At 51.1% G+C, this 19,422-nt stretch carries 22 protein-coding genes; 4 read left to right on the top strand and 18 right to left on the bottom strand.

Annotated features, from left to right (window positions below):
* Both OXH16_24425 and OXH16_24420 read left to right on the top strand, forming a co-directional pair.
* On the top strand, positions 1 to 1,087 hold a 1,087-nt coding region (locus OXH16_24425), incomplete at its 5' end, for an aminotransferase class V-fold PLP-dependent enzyme (GenBank protein ID MCY3684550.1).
* Positions 1,088 to 1,091: 4 nt separating this feature from the next.
* Complete coding sequence (locus OXH16_24420) at positions 1,092 to 1,946, top strand: rhomboid family intramembrane serine protease (protein MCY3684549.1); 855 nt, start codon at positions 1,092 to 1,094, stop codon at positions 1,944 to 1,946.
* A gap of 29 nt (positions 1,947 to 1,975) precedes the next feature.
* Here OXH16_24420 and OXH16_24415 read toward each other — a convergent pair whose 3' ends face one another.
* Both OXH16_24415 and OXH16_24410 read right to left on the bottom strand, forming a co-directional pair.
* The gene (locus OXH16_24415) at positions 1,976 to 2,767 is read right to left on the bottom strand and encodes a hypothetical protein (protein ID MCY3684548.1); all 792 of its coding nucleotides are present in this window, start codon (positions 2,765 to 2,767) and stop codon (positions 1,976 to 1,978) included.
* Complete coding sequence (locus OXH16_24410) at positions 2,764 to 2,988, bottom strand: helix-turn-helix domain-containing protein (protein ID MCY3684547.1); 225 nt, start codon at positions 2,986 to 2,988, stop codon at positions 2,764 to 2,766. Before OXH16_24410 ends, OXH16_24415 begins: the two co-directional genes overlap by 4 nt.
* A 96-nt stretch (positions 2,989 to 3,084) precedes the next feature.
* Between OXH16_24410 and OXH16_24405 the strand changes: the two genes are divergently transcribed.
* Complete coding sequence (locus tag OXH16_24405) at positions 3,085 to 3,978, top strand: DNA adenine methylase (GenBank protein ID MCY3684546.1); 894 nt, start codon at positions 3,085 to 3,087, stop codon at positions 3,976 to 3,978.
* A gap of 12 nt (positions 3,979 to 3,990) precedes the next feature.
* Positions 3,991 to 4,362, top strand: a complete 372-nt coding sequence (locus tag OXH16_24400) for a hypothetical protein (protein ID MCY3684545.1) — start codon at positions 3,991 to 3,993, stop codon at positions 4,360 to 4,362.
* Positions 4,363 to 4,496: 134 nt separating this feature from the next.
* Here OXH16_24400 and OXH16_24395 read toward each other — a convergent pair whose 3' ends face one another.
* The 16 genes from OXH16_24395 to OXH16_24320 form a co-directional block, all read right to left on the bottom strand.
* Complete coding sequence (locus OXH16_24395; GenBank protein ID MCY3684544.1) at positions 4,497 to 5,495, bottom strand: hypothetical protein; 999 nt, start codon at positions 5,493 to 5,495, stop codon at positions 4,497 to 4,499.
* Positions 5,483 to 6,160 (bottom strand): hypothetical protein, encoded by a 678-nt coding sequence (locus tag OXH16_24390; protein MCY3684543.1) that lies wholly within the window; start codon positions 6,158 to 6,160, stop codon positions 5,483 to 5,485. Before OXH16_24390 ends, OXH16_24395 begins: the two co-directional genes overlap by 13 nt.
* A gap of 69 nt (positions 6,161 to 6,229) precedes the next feature.
* Positions 6,230 to 7,837: an NAD(P)/FAD-dependent oxidoreductase gene (locus tag OXH16_24385; protein ID MCY3684542.1), complete on the bottom strand. Its 1,608-nt coding sequence runs from the start codon at positions 7,835 to 7,837 to the stop codon at positions 6,230 to 6,232.
* A gap of 3 nt (positions 7,838 to 7,840) precedes the next feature.
* Positions 7,841 to 8,659, bottom strand: a complete 819-nt coding sequence (locus OXH16_24380) for a ferredoxin--NADP reductase (GenBank protein MCY3684541.1) — start codon at positions 8,657 to 8,659, stop codon at positions 7,841 to 7,843.
* A 10-nt stretch (positions 8,660 to 8,669) separates the two neighbouring features.
* Positions 8,670 to 9,716, bottom strand: a complete 1,047-nt coding sequence (locus tag OXH16_24375) for an Ldh family oxidoreductase (protein MCY3684540.1) — start codon at positions 9,714 to 9,716, stop codon at positions 8,670 to 8,672.
* Positions 9,717 to 9,801: 85 nt separating this feature from the next.
* The gene (locus OXH16_24370) at positions 9,802 to 10,188 is read right to left on the bottom strand and encodes a VOC family protein (GenBank protein ID MCY3684539.1); all 387 of its coding nucleotides are present in this window, start codon (positions 10,186 to 10,188) and stop codon (positions 9,802 to 9,804) included.
* Between the two features lie 46 nt (positions 10,189 to 10,234).
* Complete coding sequence (locus OXH16_24365; GenBank protein ID MCY3684538.1) at positions 10,235 to 11,248, bottom strand: ATP-binding cassette domain-containing protein; 1,014 nt, start codon at positions 11,246 to 11,248, stop codon at positions 10,235 to 10,237.
* On the bottom strand, positions 11,241 to 12,248 hold the full coding sequence (locus OXH16_24360; GenBank protein ID MCY3684537.1) for an ABC transporter ATP-binding protein: 1,008 nt from the start codon (positions 12,246 to 12,248) through the stop codon (positions 11,241 to 11,243). The genes OXH16_24365 and OXH16_24360 overlap by 8 nt, the downstream gene beginning before the upstream one ends.
* 1 nt (position 12,249) lies before the next feature.
* Positions 12,250 to 13,002, bottom strand: a complete 753-nt coding sequence (locus OXH16_24355; GenBank protein ID MCY3684536.1) for an aldolase/citrate lyase family protein — start codon at positions 13,000 to 13,002, stop codon at positions 12,250 to 12,252.
* A 12-nt stretch (positions 13,003 to 13,014) separates the two neighbouring features.
* Positions 13,015 to 14,151 (bottom strand): ABC transporter permease, encoded by a 1,137-nt coding sequence (locus OXH16_24350; protein MCY3684535.1) that lies wholly within the window; start codon positions 14,149 to 14,151, stop codon positions 13,015 to 13,017.
* Positions 14,152 to 15,147 (bottom strand): ABC transporter permease, encoded by a 996-nt coding sequence (locus tag OXH16_24345; GenBank protein MCY3684534.1) that lies wholly within the window; start codon positions 15,145 to 15,147, stop codon positions 14,152 to 14,154. It lies immediately after the preceding gene.
* Between the two features lie 65 nt (positions 15,148 to 15,212).
* Positions 15,213 to 15,791 carry a hypothetical protein gene (locus OXH16_24340; GenBank protein MCY3684533.1) on the bottom strand — a complete coding sequence of 193 codons (579 nt, stop codon included), beginning with the start codon at positions 15,789 to 15,791 and terminating at the stop codon, positions 15,213 to 15,215.
* Position 15,792: 1 nt separating this feature from the next.
* Positions 15,793 to 16,059 carry a hypothetical protein gene (locus OXH16_24335; protein MCY3684532.1) on the bottom strand — a complete coding sequence of 89 codons (267 nt, stop codon included), beginning with the start codon at positions 16,057 to 16,059 and terminating at the stop codon, positions 15,793 to 15,795.
* A gap of 33 nt (positions 16,060 to 16,092) precedes the next feature.
* A complete protein-coding gene (locus tag OXH16_24330; GenBank protein ID MCY3684531.1) occupies positions 16,093 to 18,189 on the bottom strand; it encodes an ABC transporter substrate-binding protein in 2,097 nt (698 codons plus the stop codon).
* 25 nt (positions 18,190 to 18,214) lie between these two features.
* Positions 18,215 to 18,952, bottom strand: coding sequence for a zinc dependent phospholipase C family protein (locus tag OXH16_24325; GenBank protein ID MCY3684530.1), 738 nt, complete (start codon positions 18,950 to 18,952; stop codon positions 18,215 to 18,217).
* Positions 18,953 to 19,094: 142 nt separating this feature from the next.
* A partial coding sequence (locus OXH16_24320; GenBank protein MCY3684529.1) for an MBL fold metallo-hydrolase occupies positions 19,095 to 19,422 on the bottom strand: 328 nt, incomplete at its 5' end.

Here is a 19,422-nt window from a genome sequence, read left to right as displayed (position 1 = left end):
CCTTTGGACACCTGGCCCGCACATGCTCACCCCGGCAGTCCGCAGGGTCTTGCAAACATATCAGGCGACCTATTCCCACAGATCCGCTGCATTTCAAGCCTGCTATCAAAAAGCCGTGGATTTGCTGCGCGAAGTCTTTCAGATTCCACGAGGATTTACCCCACTCATCTTCGGCCACACTGGCAGCTACAACTGGGAAATGGTCGTCACCAATACGCCCTGCAATAGCGCGACATTGGGCATGGACATCGGTGCTTTTTCAAAAAAATGGGCACAGATCTTCACAAGTCACGGACGCGACATCGACATCTTAAAAGCCGACTGGGGCGACGGCGTCTGCGCTCGGACATGGTCCAACGCCATCGCCAAAAACTACGACCTTGCCCTTTTGACCCACAACGAAACATCTACCGGTGTTATGCTGCCCATTCAGGAAATGTGTGACACAGCCCACAACACATCTCCCAAAACCCTGATTGCCATCGACGCAGTCAGCATAGCAGGGGCATCAGATACGCCGATTGAGACCTTGCGCCCCGACTACTATCTCTGGAGCCTGCAAAAGGACTTCGCGTGCCCCACCATCGGCTCTGTCATGATTGTATCCGACCGCGCGTTTGACATCGCAGCCAACACGCCAAACCGCGGTTATGTCCTCGACTTGATCGAATGGCGAACGCGCGCAGAAACAGCCCAAACCCCCATGACCGTAGCCGACCTGACCTTACAATGTCTGAATGCGCGTCTGGAAGAAATGAAACGAGAAGGCGACCACCGTTTCAAACGCCACCAGAGCCTCGCCCACATGCAACGCGAATGGGCGAGAAAACACGGTCTGAGCCTCATAGCCAAACCGGGATACGAGAGCCTGACCGTAAATGCCATCCTCTTACCAGACTACATATCGGGCTCTGATTTCGTCGATCGCGCAAAAAAATTGCTCAATGTACAACTCGCCCCGGGCTATGGTGACACCAGAGACAAAGCCTTCCGCATTGCGGCTATGGGCCACACGTCAGAATGCGATATGCGACGCGTACTCAGGGGCCTCTCGCTCATCCTAAACAACTGGTCAAAACTCGAGTAATCCCATGCCACCTCCCACCTCCATGATCTGCCCAGGCTGTGGCTACCTCATCAATACCGATGAGAAAAAATGCCCCCATTGCGGCGCTTATAATCCCAGTCTCTGGGGTCTCGGTCCCGCGCTGAACCGGCTTTTTGGCGGTCGCATCGACGTCCTCACCCTGATACCCACCGCATGTATTGCCCTGTACGCAGTCAGTCTATTACTCGACCTCGGTGCCGCACTGTCGGTGAGCGGTAATTTTTTTAATATGCTAAGCCCCGGCCATGAACCGCTGATCGTTCTCGGCATGACCTACGGCGATGCGTCACCATTGAGCCAGATCTACGGCAGTGCATTACCGTTGAGCGTGCTCACCGCGACATATCTTCACGGTAGCCTCCTCCACATCCTGTTCAACGTCCTGTGGATTCGGCAACTCGGTCCCGATGTCGGGCATTTCTATGGACCGGCGCGCTATTTTATCATCTACACCGTCGCAGGAGCTATCGGCTTTATCCTCTCCAATCTACTATTGGGTGCTCCAACCGTAGGCGCGTCGGGTGCGATCTTTGGACTTTTTGCCGCCATCATTGTGTACGGCCGCAAGCAGAAAACGCAGATGATGTCACTCATGACGCGGCAGATGTGGCAATGGGCCATTTTTCTATTTATCTTGGGCTTTCTCATGAGCGGCGTCAACAACTTGGCGCATCTGGGCGGTTTTATCGGTGGCTGGCTCGCAGCGCAAATTCTCGTATCAAGTGCAGAATACCGCGAAGGGCGCATCACCATTCTCATAGCCCTGCTCTGTCTCCTCCTCACCGTCCTCGGCTTTGTCCTCTCAATTTTAGAATACTTCCCACTCCTCCTATCCTGACCTCTCAACTCACGGAGCGAACGGAAAATTTACATTTCATTAGCTTTTTCCCAAAGATCGGGAAAATATTCAAGTACACGCGGCCTAAGCCCATATCCCAAAGCCTTTTCGGGCAATGGTTCAAGTTTGAAAATTTCAGATGACCATATTGCTTGATGTGCTAAGGGATAGTATTTTAGCTGACCGCCTGAATGTCCGTACCATTCTATCATGACTTCCTCATTATCGAGCCCAACCAATCGTTTGCCACTATCACTCACTCCCCACGATAAAGTTTCAGGGGCCGGCAACTGAATCGGAAACTGAAACAGTTTATATCGGCCAGTCACTTTATCCCATTGAAGTATCAAATAGAAACTTTGACTGACATCAACGGTTCCCACTTGCTTTATATCCACTTGATTATGCCGACTCTCAATCAAATCGAGAAGAATTTTTCCGGCTACATCGGGATTGGAGCTATAATCATCAATACCTGCACCTCTCAATCTATTCCAAAATTGACCTGCTGAATTTGAGACCTCTATAGTTACTCGTCCTTTTTTTTCCACTGTTCGTAGCAATTCGCGCATTTTACAAGAAATACCAATATTGATCTCCGGGTCATGGGCGATTGGTATGAGTACATCAAAAATAGCTTTGCTCTCTAAAGCAATACCACCAAATGCTAAAGCAACAGAACGCTCAAAATCTCGCCATCCTGGCAAACTTTTTTCAGGCGTAATAGCCTGTTGCCCCATCCCATCTTGATAGGTACTCAAAATGAGTCTCAATTTTTCTATTTCACCTTCCATGGGTGCACTAATAAACATATGGTTCATTTGTTCTCCTCCAAATCTAATTCATCTTTCAAAAGCTGGTCGGTGCTAACATCGAACAAACGGGCGGCATTAAGCACGAATTCTGCAGTCGGCTTCTTTTTTCCAGACTCAAGCTCACTAATATATCCATGAGCACTAAGGCCGAGTTTAAGAGCCAATGCCTTGAGCGACAGACCATGTTGCGTGCGTAAGATTCGCAATTTTTTACCAAATCTTTGCATCTTTCGCCTTTTTTACGCAATAAGACTTGACAAATAAACTAAATAGGGTAAATTGTCTCTAATAGAGACAGACAAATAATCTAAAGAGGTGATTCAATGCCCCAGAATGACGAGTACAAAATCATAAATAGCCCATTTAAGTGGGTGGGCGGTAAATCGCGTTTGCGAAAGCAAATAGTTGCTCTAATTCCCGATCATACTTGCTATGTGGAACTTTTTGCCGGTGCTGCTTGGGTATTATTTGCCAAGCCACCCAGTAAGGTTGAAGTGCTCAATGACATAGATCGGGAACTGGTAAACTTTTTTCGTGTTGTAAAGCACAAACCCGAAGAATTTATCCAATCTTTCGAGTGGGAACTTGTGTCTCGTGCTGAATTTGAACGCCTCGCCAATTTAGATACGACGACATTAACAGACATAGAACGCGCACATCGTTTTTACTACATTATCATGGCTGGATGGGGCGGAGAACTACACTATCCTCGTTTTCAAACCAGTATCACTGATGGTGGGCATGGAAATCGGCTCATTGGTGCATTAAAATTCTTGCGAAAAAGAATTGAACCAGTCTATAACCGATTGCAAAAAGTAGTAGTCGAAAATATGGATTGGCAAAAGTGTTTTGACCGTTATGACCGTGCGAAGACCGCAATGTATATTGACCCACCATATCCTGGTAATAACTGTAATTACCTTTATAATATGAGAGATTGGGATGACCATTGCCATTTAGCTGACCGTTTACGCCAATCAAAATGCAAGTGGATCTTGTCATCCTACGATGTTCCGGAGATTCACAACATGTATGATGGCTATAATATCCTCTCAGTCCAATCCTACTCCGGAATGAGAGTGAAAAAAAATGATACCTCACGCAAACTCAACAGAGAAGTGCTAATCACAAATTTTGATCCTCCCAAATTGGAAGGTGAAGAAGCGAGAGTGGAACAACTAAAAATCCTCGAAGGCGGTTCTTCCTATATAAAGTAAGGAAATTGCAGGATGCAATGTATTCAATCAATAAACGAAGCTGAACAAAATGCAAAAGAATTCAATAGGCTAACAAAAAATTCTAATTCAGAAGCACTTGATGTCTTCTCACAGTTTTTTCATTGGTACTACTTTCCAAATGAGAATATTTTCGCGCCAAGTAAGTTTATTGGATACAGAGGGACAACCATTGACAACTACGATGGTTCTGGTACGGGATCAGAGACTCAAGCGGTATTGACTCAATGGTTTAGAAAAATCTCACCTCATTATTCTCAGTATCAACAACTTCAAGCACAACTTGAAGCGTATGGTCAGAGTTTAGATAAAAATATATCAAGAAGAACCTGGACGCAGGGTGGTATTTATCTACCCAGAACTTAAACGGCTACAGTCACCTACTCGGTTCTTTCTACTATTTAAATCTAAAAATTCTTAAGGAAGGTCTTTCCTATGGGCACAATACCTCCTGAAGAATCTCACACTTTCTCCGTGCCCCCTTCATTCTTTTTTTCGCCCTACCGTAGCCTTTTGCATATCAGAGCAAGCCCGTCAGAGCTACGCCAGCCTCCACTGAGTTCTCCCTTGACCAATGCCGCCATAGCTTCTCCCTGTGCTCTTGGTACTTTGCTCTGGGCACCACCTCCTACGCACTTCGGTATCAGTAAAACCGCATCGTCCACACCGGCTACACACCAATTGACCCGTTTCACCAGAGAACGGTAACCATTCGATTTAGACTTAGACACGAAGGCACGCATGTATTTTAGCTGGTGGTATCTCGTATAGCTGGCGATCACTTCCTCCAACAAGTTTTTCGGCCACCAACTTGTTTTAAATTGGGCCTCATAAAGTCCGATAGGTTCATCCGCGAGCAGCACGCCATAGCCTCCGCTCAGGATAAGAACATGCAGACCTTGTTCCACGGCTTGGCACAGCGTTTCCCTTGCTCCTTTCGCTCTATAGAGATAACCGTCGTATCTTCGCCAAGCCGGAATCAAAGTTTTCTCATCAATACGTGCCCGCACGCGAACCTCCTCTCGGGCAAGATATAGCCGCTCCGCGAGATCGGCGGTCAAATACTGAGCAATCCGAGACCTTGTTTCACGCGCATCTGGAAATGGCAACTTTTTCTTGCAACTGCAACACGGAATTATAAGCAAGGTATCGCGAAGATGCTGCAGATCGAGTGTAGCGAGAGAATCTTCCTCCGAATGTGGCGCAGTTTGGCTGGTCGCAGTTAGCTCGGTTTTCCAGCGTGGCAGTGCTTCAAAAGCCGCGGTCTTAGCCGCGGAGCTTGTAACCTTTGAGGGATTAGTGTTGACCAATTGATTAACGATCTTTCCCTTAGGACCTTGAAATCGTTTCAATTTACCAAGTCTTACTAAATCGCGGCAGATCTGATTAACCTGCTGACGCGGCTTGATCTCAGTCAACTCTGAGATCTCGTCGTCATCTAATCTGGACTGCTGACTCAGTAGTTTGATAATACGATCCCTATTAGTTATACGCGCCATTTTTCAATCTCTCCCGTATTGAAAACCAACCTCTCAAATATGTCCAAGAATGCTGGATCATGAACTTCGTCAACATGGTTGTTGTTCCAAAGGCCAGATCGCCGCACACGAACACGAGAGCAGTTTCGACCAAGCCAAGTATTAGATGGAGGGTCAAGTGTTTGTCTGTCGTAATTGCTCAGCAATGCGATTGTATTGCGTTCAACTACACCTCGAAGACTATCTGGTCCTGCTTCATCCGGAATAGAGAGCCATAAAAACGGCATCTGACCGATTACATTGCTGACCTGACATTCAAGGTCGTGCTCCCCCAAGCGTACCTCGCGCGGCGCAGTATTGCCTTTGCCCCAACTCTCCGAAACAAAAGTCGGTTCTCGTTGAATCAGTGCCGTGCCGACCAACAAGCGAAAAATGGATCCGCGATGATTGCCGCCACCGCTTTTGGCAATACCTCGATGCTGCGCCAGCCGGTGCCAGAGTGACGTCCGAGAACCCCGCCTAAGTGCATGGGTACCGATCCGCACCACGCGCAAACCGTCTCCGCTGTCCGAGCGCAATTCACTTTCTTCAAAAAAAAAGTAAACACCACGCTTCGGCCATCCTGCACGGCCATTACAGTCCCTCAGTCTGCGTTTGCCACCCAGACGCTGTTCTAATCCATCCAAGAGATTGTAGAACTGCCTAAGGCTCCTGAGTCGTATCTGAGTCCTTGGTGTTGTCGAAAGCATGTATTCCTATCCCCCCAGTGCCACATCCACGGGATCCGGTATCCATGAAGCAGCAATGCCCAGATCGCTGTGAATAACCTGTGCTGCATTATACCCCGGCAAACCGGTTACATTGCCGCCGGGATGGCAGCAGGACCCACAAAGATACAGTCCTTCAAAACATCCCCGGTAATGCCCGGCACCGGGAAAAGGACGGTTATAACCCGTCTGCCCATTTGTAAACGCACCAACGAGCAAATCCCCATCCCGCATATTGGTCAATGCGCGTTCCACATCCAGTGGACTGCGAACAAAAGAATCGATCACGCAATCCCTCAAATTGGGCGCGTATTCAGACCACATATCCAGCATATCGCGACCAACCGCATCCCGCTGGCGATCCCAGTTTGCAGAATCCCCATACAGGTAAAACGGCAACTTCTGCCACATAAACGCCGTGTGTTTTCCCAAAGGAGCCTGCGTTGTGTCAAAATGCGTCGGACACGCCCCCCACATCACAGTCGGCGGAATCGTCCCCTTCTCGTGGTGAGTGACAATATCCCCATATTGATCCGCGTGTTCCAGCCCCAGAATAACCATCAGCGCATCCGCCACCTCCGGGTGTTTTTCTAAAGCTCGATAACGCGGCGATTCACTCAAATTCAAATGGAGTGCGAACAGCGGAGCCAGCACATTGTACTGAAATCTCTCGACTCGGTTTTGCCACGTCTCGGGCAACGCATCGCGGTCAATCAAATCGAGAAACGTCTGATGGGGATTCAAGCTGGATATGACCACAGGTGCTTTGATATACTTGCCATCTACCGTCTCAACGCCCTTAACGCGATTATTTTCCACCACAATGCGCCCGGGTTCGGTTTGCAACCATATCTCGCCGCCCATATCAGAAATAGCGGCAACCAGCGCGCGCGCCAGCCCTGCGGAACCGCCCACACACATCTGAGCTTTCCCCTTGCTCGCCAGCAAAGCCGGTATATGGTGTCCAAACCCCGAGGCGCGCAAATCCACTTCGCGCAGCCCATTGAAAAACAACAATCCAGCTCGAATAACCGGATGTTCAAATTCCCGACTCACAAACTCGTGCGGGGAAAGCGCGCTGACTTCGAGCAACATCTTCCCCTCTCGGGTTCGCGACAAAATCTCCTGCCTCAGTTCTTCCGGCAAAGGCGGTGCCTGTGCCTCTACAGACAGAATATTGCGTACAACGGGATCAAACGCATCGCGCCATCGCCGAAGTGTCTGTGCATCCCGCTTGCTAAACCGCGCAAAACTGTCTTCCGTGCGTTCAAAATCCGTGTACCATTTCAGCACATCGCCATTTCTCAGCACAAGCGCCACATTCAGTTCGGGTTCAATATAGCGCGCGCCATACCGTTCCAGGTGCAAATCGCCAAACCACGGCATTTGCGTGATCGCGCGATGAAAAAAAGAATGCGTATTGTGCAAAAAACCCGGATAACGGGGGTCTTCAACAGTCGCCAGCCCGCCTCCGGGTTTATCCGTTCTCTCCAGGCAAATCACATTGAGTCCTGCGCGACACAAATACGCCTGCAAAATGAGGCCATTGTGCCCAGCGCCCAGCACAATCGCATCAAAGCTTTTATCCTCTCCCATATCTCACCAATAGCGTTCTATATGTATCTGCCCGGGATCTCTCCGCTTGTGTTCCTTAAAACCCTCTGAAATTAAAATTTCTGTCACATCATCGCACATATAGGGATTACCGCATACAAACACATGCGTATCTTCCGGTGTTGGATGTCCCCCCCAGACCTCATCAAGCGGACCATCTGTCCACAAATTCTGCACATAACCCGTATATCCGCTCCACGCCACATGCTCATTTGCCGGACGACTAATCTGGGGGATATAAATAAAATTAGCGCGTAAATCTTGCATCATCTCCAATTCTGACCGATATCCCAAATCCCATGAATGCCGCGCCCCGTGCAACACCACAAAACGCCGCTCCGTGTTTTCCCGCAAATAAGTCCGCAACATACTCATATAAGGCGCCAATCCCGTACCCGTCGCCACCATCACGACATTTTTATTCGGCGGAACATCTTGCAGTGTAAACATACCCGTAATTTTTGGACCCAACCAGAGGCGGTCGCCAATTTCGAGCGCAAAAAGCCTGGGTGTCAATGCCCCCGATCTCACCAGAGTAATATAAAACTCGAGGTACTCTGTTGCCACCGAAGAAGATGCAATAGAATACGCCCGCCGGATCAAGCCTCTCTGCGGCTTCTCATAATCTTCGACAGGATCTGAATACTCTGTGCGGGGTGCATCAGGAGGCAATCCGATCACGCCAAATTGTCCGGCTTCAAAAGCCGGCAATTCCCATCCGTCGGGCACAACGCGAAGAATAATCAAATCGGGGGTCACTTCGAGACGTTGTGTCACAACGGCATTGAGTTCATCCTTCGGCAAACCACCCTCCTTACTCTAAAGTTATACCAACTGCCTGTCCCGTTTCACAAATCTGTCGCCAAGTCTCATCATCTATATCCACACCATGGGCTTCTTTCTCTCGCCGCATGCGCGCTTCCATCTCGCCCGGCATCAAAATTTCATCAAACCCGGGTGCGAGCCGGGCACTTTTCAAAAATTGTACAAAGGATTGCATCTCATCGCTAAAATGATCGCGTCCGACAAAAGCCCCAATATCGAGCGCCATAATAAACACCCCATTGCCGCCAGAAAGCCCGCCCTCGCGACTACAACCACCGCCACCGAGTGCGCCAGACAAAACATCGACCACCACAGAAAGCGCGTAGCCCTTATGCGCAGAAATCCCGCCAAAAGGCAAAATAGCCCCTCTGGGTGGACCGTAAAACTTTGCCGGATCCGTCGTCGGATCGCCCTCTGCATCAATAACCCAGCCTTCGGGCAGCGATTCCCCCAAATTGCGCTTCACCCGGATTTTCCCTTCCGCGACAACACTCGTGGTCAAATCCACCACAATCGGAAAATCGCCTCCCGTGGGAATACCGACAGCAATGGGATTGGGCGACATGCGCGCGTCAATGCCGCCAAACGGATGCTGAAGCAATCCCCCACCGTGATTATTGCACATCACAATACCGATCATCTCGGCCTCGGCAGCGACCTCCACATATTCACCCAAACGCCCAATATGCCCGCTATTGAAAAGTTCGACCACGGCAACCGACCGCTGTTTTGCCTTCTCCATTGCCAACGCCATAGCCTGATGGCAAACAGTTTGTCCAAACCCCCAACCACCATCGACAACTGCCGAAGCATCGGCCTCGCGCACAACCGCGATCTCTTGCCCGGCATGCACGCGCCCTTCCTCAAGTGCCTGAACGTATTGCACCAGGCGAATCACACCGTGGGAATCGTGCCCCATTAAATTGGACAACACCAGCGAATGCGCAATCTGGCGCGCTTCTTCCGCGCCCAGACCAGCGCCTTCAAACACCTGTGTACAGGCCCCTTTGAGCCTTTCAACATCCAGAACAGGCATACACTCTCCTCACCAAATTAAAATCGGGCCATAATCTACCATTAACGGGCATAATGGTCAATAATTGAGTCTAACTTCTCACCCCTCAAAGCATCTTCTCTTTGCGATGCACCAGTTGCACGCAAACGCCCCAGGGATCGCGCAGCATCGCCAGCGTATCCCCTGCATCCGTAGGCGTGGGTTCCTGCACAACCGTTGCGCCCGCAGCTTTCAAACGCGCAAAATCGGCCTCAATATCCTCAGTAGCATAAGCAAAATGCAGTGCCAGATGGTGCATCGAAGCATAGTCTGGCGTCTCCACCTCTGGCTGATGATAAAGCTCGTACATCGTCGTCCCTTCCGAATCCGCCACAAACGTCATCTTGATGGGTGGTGGCCCCTGGCGCACAACGCGCATACCCAGATTATCGCAATACCACTTTGCAACCACATCGGGATCATCAACCACAAAAGCAATGTGTTCAATCTTCATCTCTTTCTCCTTATCAATAATGATGGGCAGATTCACGGGTCTGCCCCTATCCCGTCATTCCCTCCAACTGCAATACATCGCTCAAATGACAGCGCACCGCATGCCCTGGCGCGATCTCGCGCAATTCTGGAACTTCCTCCTTACATCGATCCTCAGCATAAGAACAGCGCGGATGGAACGCACAGCCCGAAGGCGTATCCCCGGGATCCGCCACCTCGCCAGACAGCAAAACGCGCTTCTTCTTTCGCCTGGGATCTGGATTGGGCACCGCCGACAAAAGTGCCTCGGTATAGGGATGCGCCGGACTTTGAAAAAGCTGATCAACCGGAGCCAATTCCACAACCTTACCCACATACATCACCGCCACGCGGTCGGAAATATGGCGCACCACACTCAAATCGTGCGCGACAAACAAATAGGTCAACCCGAACTGTTCTTGCAACTCCTGAAGCAAATTGAGCACCTGCGCCTGCACAGAGACATCCAGCGCGGAAACGGGTTCATCCGCCACGATCAACCTGGGATGCAATGCCAGTGCCCTCGCAATGCCAATACGCTGCCGCTGCCCCCCGCTAAAAGCGTGTGGATACCGCCGCAAAAAATGGGGATTCAACCCCACCTGAGCGAGCAATTCCCGCACGCGCGTCTCCCGTTCGTGGCGATCTGCGACCCCATTGACCAGCAGCGGTTCACCAATAATATCGAGCACCGTCATACGCGGATTCAAAGAGGCGTAGGGATCTTGAAAAATCATCTGCATATCTCGGCGCAGCGACTTGAGCACATCGTGGGGTGCCCGTGCAACATTGACCTCCTCGCTATCCTTGCGGAACCACACCTCGCCAGCCGTGGGAGCTATCGCCCGCAAAATCGTGCGCCCAACCGTTGTTTTACCCGATCCACTTTCTCCTACCAGCCCCAGGCACTCCCCCTCGAACAAATCAAAACTCACGCCATCTACGGCTTTGACCTGGCCGACAACCGTATTGAAAAAACCACGCGTAATAGGAAAATGCTTTCTCAGATCGCGCACTCGCAACAAGGCGTTCTGTTCACGCATCGCGCACATCCTCTCCATACAACACACACGCAACCGCATGCCCATCTCCAACAGCGAGCAGTTCTGGCCTATCGCCCGCATTGCACACCCCGTCCTGTGCTACTTCACATCGCGGATGAAAAGGACACCCCTGCAATTGCGTATAGGGATCGGGCACAGATCCCAAGATCGTCTGCAACCGCGTCTTTCTCGCCCGGCTCATTCCCGGGATAGATTGCATCAGCGCCTGCGTATAGGGGTGTTTGGGATTTTCAAAAATCTCCTCTGTCGCCGCGTGTTCCACAATGCGCCCCATATACATCACCGCAACCTCATCTGCCATTTCCGCGACCACACCCAAATCGTGTGTAATCAACATAATCGACATCTGAAATTCGTCTTGCAAATCGCGCATCAAATCCAGTATCTGTGCCTGAATCGTGACATCTAATGCCGTCGTGGGTTCATCGGCAATCAACAGTGATGGACGGCACGAAAGCGCCATGGCAATCATCACGCGCTGTCGCATCCCACCGCTCATCTCGTGCGGATATTGTGCAAACCGCCGCTCCGCATCCGGAATCCCAACCCGATCCAGCATATTTACGGCGAGTGACCGCGCTTCTTCACCCCGCAAATCGAGATGCAACCGAATCGCCTCCACAATTTGAAACCCCACCGTATGCACCGGACTCAGCGACGTCATCGGCTCCTGAAAAATCATCGCAATCTCATGCCCGCGAATCGCGCGAATATCCTCGCCCTCCTCGTCCAGATCCGTCAAATAAATCTCGCGGTCGGGACGGTGCAAAACAATCTCCCCCTCCACAATTCGCCCGGGCGATGACACCAGGCGCAATGCCGAAAAAGCCGTCACACTCTTCCCGCACCCACTCTCCCCCACAATACCCACCGTCTTCCCCCGGGGAATATCCATCGTCACGCCATCCACTGCGCGAACCGTTCCCTCATCGAGAAAAAAGTGCGTCTTCAAATTATTTATGGTCAACACATGGTCCAAATCACACGGCCTCTCTTGCTCTCGCCATAAACGCCTTCGCACCCTCTTGCAACCACCCGGTGCTATTCACCAGCATCATCTGCACCCCGGCAGCGGCAAATTTCCCCACATTGTCCGACGAGGTCATCGTACCCGCAACACGCCCCGACGCGATAATCTTTGCAAGCGCGTCGTCAATCGTCTTTTGCACCACTTTATTTTCCAAATCGCCAATATACCCCATCGACGCCCCCAGGTCTGAAGGCGCCACAAAAAACACATCGATCTGATCCACAGTCAGAATCTCATCCAGATTCTCCACCGCGACGATGTCTTCAATCAAAATGGTGAGCAACACTTCGTCATTGGCCTTTGCAAAATAATCCGCAACACCATAGCCCTGCCGGCTCGTGAACATACCGCGCTGCCCAATGGGCGCGAACCGCCCACCAGCCACGACATTTTCCGCTTCTTCGCGCGTATTCACATGCGGCACCACAATACCCTGCGCGCCCCTGTCCAGCGTGCGATAAATAAGCGTCTGATCATTGCGATTCACGCGCACAATCGACGTCATGCCCCACAGATCACAGGCGCGTGTGAGATTGCCCAACTCGTCAAAAACCATAGGGCCGTGCTCACCCTCAATCCATATCCCATCAAAATTCGCGGGACCAAATGCGTCGATATCATCCGCGTGCGTAAATCCACCGGCGATATACGCCTGTTCGCCTCGTCGCAACTTGTGTTTTACCCGATTCTGTCGAAGTTCCATAAGTCTAATCCCCTAACGTGAATAAGGATCGGCGGCGTCACGCAGACCGTCGCCTACAAAATTAAATGCGAGCACAGTAATAATTACAAAAATCACAGGCGTCAAAAGCCACGGCTGAAAAGCCACAGCCTGAACATTTTGCGCCTCTTTCAACAGCACGCCCCAACTCGTCACCGGCGGACGCAGCCCAAGACCGAGAAAACTCAGCGAAGTCTCGCCCAAAATCATACCCGGTACAGCGAGCGTCAAACTCACGATAATATGGCTCATAAACGAAGGCAGTAAATGCCGCGTCATAATCCGCCAGCGACTCGCGCCGGCAAGCAATGCAGCAGTTGCGAAATCCTCTTCGCGCAACGACAAAATTTTCCCGCGCACCTGCCGCGCCAAACCCGTCCACCCAATAAAGGACAACACAACCGTAATGCCCATATAGATCTGCAAGGGCGACCACGATGAAGGCAGTGCCGCAGCCAGAGCCATCCACAGCGGAATAGACGGAAAAGACCTGAGAATCTCAATCCCGCGCTGAATGAGATTGTCGATCCAACCCCCGTAGTACCCGGACACCACGCCGATCACCAGACCAAACACAAAACTCAGTGTCACCCCCACCAGCCCTATCGTCAGCGAAATGCGCGAACCGTAAATAATCCTCGAAAGCAAATCCCGCCCGAGATGATCCGTACCCAACAGAAAAAGCGTCCCCCCATCATCAACGCCAAAAAGATGGATATCCGTCTCAAACAAGCCCCAGAACCGATAGGGTGCGCCTCGCACAAACAACCGTACGGCATAGCGTTGCGAGCGGTCTTCGATATAGAACTTCCGAAGCGTTTCCGGATGCCGCACGCCCTTGATCCCATACACAAACGGCCAGAAATGCACGCCCTCATCCGACACAAATTGCAAACGCTGAGGCGGAGCAAACGCATAGGCGACCTGCCGATGATTGAGCGTATAAGGCGCCAAAAACTCGCAAAACACAGCCACCACATAAAGCGCAACAATAACCATACCCGCAGCCATTGCCAGATGGTGCTTGCGAAACTTCCACCACATCAACTGCCACTGAGACGCGGCATAGGCTTCCGTTTCCTCAGTCAGCACATCTTGTCCGACAACCTCTTCCCGTCTGGGCATAGCCATCTAATGCTCCCCCTCTTCGTAGCGAATGCGCGGATCGAGCCACAACAACAAAATGTCTGAAATGAGCGTACCGACAAGCGTCAACAGGCTCAACATCATCACCATACTACCCGCCAGATACATATCCTGATTCATCAGCGCGCGCAACAACAGCGGACCCGTCGTCGGCAAGCCCAACACCACCGACGTAATCGTCGCCCCAGACACAATGCCCGGCAAAACCCATCCCACAGTACTGACGAGCGGATTGAGCGCCACACGCACCGGATACCGCATCAGCAACACCCAGTAGCGCACGCCTTTAGCGCGGGCAGTCATCACGTATTGCTTCCGCAATTCATCCAGCAAATTGCCCCGCATCACCCGTATCAAGCCCGCCGTACCCGACGTGCCAATCACAATCACAGGGATCCACAAATGCCAGAGCAAATCGAGAAATTTGCCAAAAGACCACGCCGCACTCTGATACTCCGGTGAAAACAACCCGCCCGCACTCACCCCAAACACGGAATACCCGATGTACATAAAAATGAGCGCGAGCAAAAAATTGGGCGTTGCAAGCCCGATAAAGCCCAAAAATGTAAAACAATAATCCGGCAGTGAATACTGCTTCACAGCCGAATAAATCCCAACCGGAATCGCCAGTGCCCACGTCACCAGCAGCGTCACAATCGAAATAATAGACGTCAGCAAAATGCGTTCGCCAATCAGCTCTGTCACGGGCCGATTCCACTCAAACGACATCCCCAAATCGCCCTGCACCATACCTTTCAACCACCGCCAGTATTGCACCATAAAAGGCTGATCGAGATTGTACCGCGCCCGCAGTGCCGCAGCCTGTGCCTCATCCACCGTCTCTCCCGTCTCACCCAGCGCAGCAATATACGACGTGAGATAATCCCCCGGTGGAAGCTGGATAATTGAAAACGAAATAAATGAGATGATTACCATAGTGGGAATCATCCAAAGTAAGCGTTTGATAATGAGGACGAGCATATAAAAATTTCTCTGAAAGTGAAAAAAACTATCCGCAGATGAATGAAGATAAAAATATTTTGAATTCAGCCATTATGGTCTTCAGACCCTTCTTTTGCCCGTTGCAATAATTCAGACAAATTTAGAGATTCTGCCCAGTGCTTCAGATAATCCCAATCTAACCTGTCGCCCTGTACTTTTAAGATACCCGATACATCCCGTAATTGTTGGTCTGAAACTTCGCCACCTTTTCGATACCAGATCAATTTTTGCAGTACAATATCCTCTGGCGTTGCCACGACCAATTGCGTGTCAGCAATGGTTTGTGGCCTTCGACGACGCATTTCTTCGCGGTCAATCGCTTCAGAACCAGGTACAAAAATATCTACCTTAATCATTGTTTCGAGATGGATAACGTTGAAGGAACTGTGTCGAGAGACAGCGCGAATAACATCTTCTTCTTCGATGTAAAATGCGTTTTGGGTATTTGCAATGAGAGCTTGAATATGGTGATTCTTCAGTTCTGCAACCATGTCGATATCCTGTGTGGCGCGAGGCTCTCCGTAAATGGAACTGGCAATTGACCCGCCCACCAGATACGGAATATCCAGGTTTTCAAAAATTTCAGCCATTTGCAGGGCGACGCACAGGGGTTCAGAAATCACCTCAATAGCCCTCTTTATGTGGGTCCCAGCCAAATGCTTTAATCATGGTCTGCCGGGGGAGCCGCAACGCGCCGAGGCGAAGGCGGATTTCTCGCTCATCTGCTTCGGGATACCGGCTGCGAATGCCCGAAATTGCAAGGTCTGTACACGCCTGAGAGAGTTGGGATATTTTTTCGGCTTTTTCGTGTGGTGTCATGCGCCGATACGCTTCAATGAGCAGGCGTTCTACCCTGGGATTCGTGTCCCGCGATTGTGTTTTATAAGCCATACGACACTCCAATTTGAACAATTCCTTATTCGTCTATTCCTCAATCGCATAACACTCAACCGCCGTATTCCCGGGCGTGCGAAATGCCCAGCCGGACATCGCGACCTCGGGCACATTGCGAAATGAATTTTTGACCAGATAAAACGAAGGCAATGCCCCCACCGTACCGATAACCCACAGATTCTTTCGGTTCAAATCGATAATTTCTCCCATAAGCCTGATCTGTTCATCCTCGTCAATCGTCTTCTCAATCTCCCAAAACAGCTCAATACACCGCCGCATATCTTTTGGGGGTTCCTCGCCGCGTTTTTTCTCCGTGCGATACCAGCGCGCATAATCCACCGCGTGTACCGACTCATCGCTAAATGGCACGAGCCAGCGCGGATCCAGAACAGCGATCTGCTCATCTGACCCGCCCCACACGCCAACATCGTGCAACAAACCCTTTTTGCGCTCGTAAAACAACTGCCGCGCTTCTTCCTTGACTTCTGAATGCACCCCCACCGCCGTCCAATAACTCGCCACCAGTTCCAGAATGCGATTATTCAGAGACGTCGTCTCAATATAGAGCTTAATCGGTGCGCCATCTGCCCGCAATCGCATGCCACCTCTCCCGCGCTTCAAACCCATCTCGTCGAGCAGTGCATTCGCGCGGTCCGGATCGTATTCAATATATGCGCGCTCGTAATCCGCATCGTAAAACGGCGACGATGGCGGCGGACAAACTTGCCTCGGCTTCCCAATCCCAAAATAATCCGCCTCATTTAATTCATCGCGATTCAGCGCGAGCGACAGAGCTTTTCTAAAGCGGTGATCCCCGATAATCCTCTTCATTTCCGGATCTCGATGATTCAAATTCAACGCCAGAATATTTGACCCCGCCGATCCATTGACCCAATGCACAACCCGATAATCGCCCTTCTTTCTCCCCTCCATAAACAGCGGATAATTCTGAAACTGCAGGTGCCGCCCCTGCATGCCTATTTCCCCGTTGATCGCCTTGAGATTAATAGTCTCGGGATCAAAAATCTCAAAGGTCATGCGGTCGATATACGGCAGTTGATTCCCATCGGAATCGACCTTCCAATAATAGGGATTGCGCTCCAGCACTGCCGGACGCGCAGGCGGCGGCGCAACCACAATCCACGGCCACAAACGCGGGATATCCGGATTGCGCCAATCGCGCATATCTTCAAAAAGCTGCTTCCACAAATCAAATCCCGCGGCCTCGCTCATCGCCTCGAGCTTTTCCAAAGACGTGTACTTCGGATGAAATTGCTTCATATAATGGGCGGGATAGCGCAACATCTCATAACCGCGCCCCGACGCCAACTTCACAACAAACAACCCATTGGGTTCCAAAAACGTGAACCGCACCGTATAATCATCGACCTTCTCCAACCCCATCACCCGTCCACCCCGCTTAAAATCGCGCGGCACAACAGGCGTTATCTCTTCGTCTTGCAACACATCCTCATACCAGAAAATGAGATCATCAACTGTAAACGGATGCCCGTCTGACCACCTCACCCCTCTGCGCAAATAAAATGTAAAACTGCGTCCCCCATCGGCAATCTCCCACCGCACAGCCAGATTGGGAATCACCTCCTGCGCCATCGCATCCCACCGCACCAGACCCTCATACGCAAACCGGGCTTCGACAATACCCACATCGCGGGGACCAGTCGCAAACCGCGTCCACGTCCCCCCATAAGGCCCATTCTGTTGCGGCGGTACAATAACAAGAGGATCTTCCGGCAGGCGTTCCGATACCGACGGCAAGATCCCCTCTCGCACCCGTTGGGCGAGCATAGGCGCTTCGGCAAATTGCCTACCCGACCATTCCATCACCCGATGCACCGCCCCTGTTGCCTCGGGATGGCGATTGGGAATCTCAACATCCGCTATCACAGCCTCGAGATCCCGCCCCCCATCTTCTTGCACCACAGGCACAACACCATCTTTGGGCGCACGCACCAGACTGCCCATCACAGCCTCAAATTCCGATGCGCGTTGTATCGCATCCGGATCGCGCGGCGACAGGTAAAATGCGACATATCCCATCCCCTGCACCAGAAGCACAAAACTGGCAAAAACACCGATAAGCGCGATCCACACTTTAATTCCCATTATTGCCTCTCATCTGCGGATACCCTCATCTACTATATGCCCCACTGACAAACTTCTCAATCTCATCTCGCCCTCGCGCAATAGCTTCATCGACAAAACGCGCTTTTATATTCTCATCAAAAAACGCATCTGCCCGTCTTCTGTTCTCAGCAAGATGCTTTTCCATATCATCAGACAGAGGGCGACCTATCATCTTGAGAAATATCTGCTCGAGAACAACGGGGTCTGCATTCTCTGCCCATCCCCGCGCACGCCGCACAAATCGAGATACTATTTCGCGATCAATAAACCCCACCTCTCCACGTCCATCAAACTGATCCAGCACTCCCGCGACACCTGGATAATTGATCGGCAATTCATCTACATAAGACCACAACCCATAAATAATGGGCCGCCAGTCCTCAACGCCGTGTACGTGAATCGTCACCTCATCGCGAAACGCTTCATCCGTCGTCAAATGCGCAATATACCCCATCAACAAAACGCGATCTCGCGGATCCATATTCTGATAATCCGCCAGATTGGGATGCGCCTCAAACATACCCGAAACGGATTTGCCCCACGTCTCGCGCTGCTCCTCCGTATAAAAATGCGATCCGTACTTACCCATCTTCCCGAGCAAACGCATCGCATCCGGCGCCATAGAACCCGCCACAAGATCCGGCAAATACCGCCGATTTAGAGCACCGACCTCAGGCAAATCGCGCTCGAGCTGTACCTGCAACCCGAGCACCAGCGCAAAATGACACCGCCCACGAGGCATCCGTTTTCCTTTCTCAAGACCCTGCCATCACTTCCAATAGCAGTTTAAACAAACTATTTAAGCACAATTATCCCAATCAGCGCAAAATTGAGTTAATATCCTGCGGGGCACATGTATAGTCATAGAACTCGCGTTTGTCAACTCAATCGGCGGAAAGGGTCAGGACTTCACAAACACCCACATCATCTCGTCGCAATCGTCCCCATGCAATATCCGGATCGTGTGGCCACACCACAACCCAATTCTCGGAAACCGCCCTATCCATAACCTCTTGCTTAACCAGATAGGTCTGCCGCGGATACAGATCATACGCCATCACATAAATCGGCTTCAGGTGATGCGTCGTAGGAATCAAATCCCCCACAAAACAGAACGTATCCTCGCCCGTATGCACCAGCACAGATTGATGCCTGCGTGTATGCCCTGGCGTAACTATGGCCTCAACAAAAGAACAAATACGCTCATCCCCA

It is taken from the genome of Gemmatimonadota bacterium, assembly GCA_026705765.1.
In the GTDB taxonomy this organism is placed as follows: domain Bacteria; phylum Latescibacterota; class UBA2968; order UBA2968; family UBA2968; genus VXRD01.
Note: the sequence above shows the minus strand (reverse complement) of the source record. Positions and strands in the feature narration are given on the sequence as shown.

What these genes read in the sequence shown, in the direction of transcription:
- OXH16_24420 (MCY3684549.1), top strand. Translation starts at nt 1,092, where the DNA reads ATGCCACCTCCCACCTCCATGATCTGCCCAGGCTGTGGCTACCTCATC.
- OXH16_24415 (MCY3684548.1), bottom strand. Translation starts at nt 2,767, where the DNA reads ATGAACCATATGTTTATTAGTGCACCCATGGAAGGTGAAATAGAAAAA.
- OXH16_24410 (MCY3684547.1), bottom strand. Translation starts at nt 2,988, where the DNA reads ATGCAAAGATTTGGTAAAAAATTGCGAATCTTACGCACGCAACATGGT.
- OXH16_24405 (MCY3684546.1), top strand. Translation starts at nt 3,085, where the DNA reads ATGCCCCAGAATGACGAGTACAAAATCATAAATAGCCCATTTAAGTGG.
- OXH16_24400 (MCY3684545.1), top strand. Translation starts at nt 3,991, where the DNA reads ATGCAATGTATTCAATCAATAAACGAAGCTGAACAAAATGCAAAAGAA.
- OXH16_24395 (MCY3684544.1), bottom strand. Translation starts at nt 5,495, where the DNA reads ATGGCGCGTATAACTAATAGGGATCGTATTATCAAACTACTGAGTCAG.
- OXH16_24385 (MCY3684542.1), bottom strand. Translation starts at nt 7,837, where the DNA reads ATGGGAGAGGATAAAAGCTTTGATGCGATTGTGCTGGGCGCTGGGCAC.
- OXH16_24375 (MCY3684540.1), bottom strand. Translation starts at nt 9,716, where the DNA reads ATGCCTGTTCTGGATGTTGAAAGGCTCAAAGGGGCCTGTACACAGGTG.
- OXH16_24370 (MCY3684539.1), bottom strand. Translation starts at nt 10,188, where the DNA reads ATGAAGATTGAACACATTGCTTTTGTGGTTGATGATCCCGATGTGGTT.
- OXH16_24365 (MCY3684538.1), bottom strand. Translation starts at nt 11,248, where the DNA reads ATGCGTGAACAGAACGCCTTGTTGCGAGTGCGCGATCTGAGAAAGCAT.
- OXH16_24355 (MCY3684536.1), bottom strand. Translation starts at nt 13,002, where the DNA reads ATGGAACTTCGACAGAATCGGGTAAAACACAAGTTGCGACGAGGCGAA.
- OXH16_24350 (MCY3684535.1), bottom strand. Translation starts at nt 14,151, where the DNA reads ATGGCTATGCCCAGACGGGAAGAGGTTGTCGGACAAGATGTGCTGACT.
- OXH16_24345 (MCY3684534.1), bottom strand. Translation starts at nt 15,147, where the DNA reads ATGCTCGTCCTCATTATCAAACGCTTACTTTGGATGATTCCCACTATG.
- OXH16_24335 (MCY3684532.1), bottom strand. Translation starts at nt 16,059, where the DNA reads ATGGCTTATAAAACACAATCGCGGGACACGAATCCCAGGGTAGAACGC.
- OXH16_24330 (MCY3684531.1), bottom strand. Translation starts at nt 18,189, where the DNA reads ATGGGAATTAAAGTGTGGATCGCGCTTATCGGTGTTTTTGCCAGTTTT.
- OXH16_24325 (MCY3684530.1), bottom strand. Translation starts at nt 18,952, where the DNA reads ATGCCTCGTGGGCGGTGTCATTTTGCGCTGGTGCTCGGGTTGCAGGTA.